Source organism: Bartonella sp. AP72JLCBS (assembly GCF_042195705.1).
GTDB lineage: Bacteria > Pseudomonadota > Alphaproteobacteria > Rhizobiales > Rhizobiaceae > Bartonella.
On record NZ_JBHIOU010000141.1, the window covers coordinates 1 to 570 of the forward strand.

Genomic DNA, 570 nt, shown 5'->3' on the forward strand with positions numbered 1-570 from the left:
AATCGTTTGTTTCTAAATTTTCAAAATCAATTTCTCTTTTTGATAAAATAATATTTTTATTTTTTTTGTTATTGTTATTGTTAATGTTATTGTGCATTTCCAAGCATTGCTCGTGCATTGCGTATGCATTGCTTGTGCATTGCTCATGCATTGCACGTGCATCATCATTACTTTTATCTTTGTTTTTATCCCATCTAGCTTTTGCTGCTTTTGAAGCCTTTTCCGAAGCTTTATCTAAATTCTCATTAGAGTTATTGAGTTCTTCCTCAACATCTAAATTCCACAAGCGACCATCTGCTAAACGAATGAGATATCCTTCTTCAAGCAAAACATTCAGTGCCGCTTCAAACTTCTTCACTGAATAACCAGTGTAATGAGATAAAACTTTAATATTATAAAAAAGAGGTTCACCAGTACGCAACATACGTAACCGTAATCGCATATAGATATTTCCCTCTACAGCAGGCAAATAATCAACAACAATTGCCCACTGGTCTGCAAAAAGCCTCGTCCATGGTAATTTACTGGACATACCCCAATTCCCTTTCTTTAACTAAATATAAAATTGCT

Annotated in this window: 1 protein-coding gene; it reads right to left on the reverse strand. The window is 33.9% G+C overall.

What is annotated here, in order from left to right; translation table 11 throughout:
- Positions 1-532 (reverse strand): DUF1376 domain-containing protein (locus ACFILO_RS09775; protein ID WP_375678246.1); only part of this gene is annotated, 532 nt, incomplete at its 3' end.
- Between the last annotated feature and the right edge of the window lie 38 nt (positions 533-570).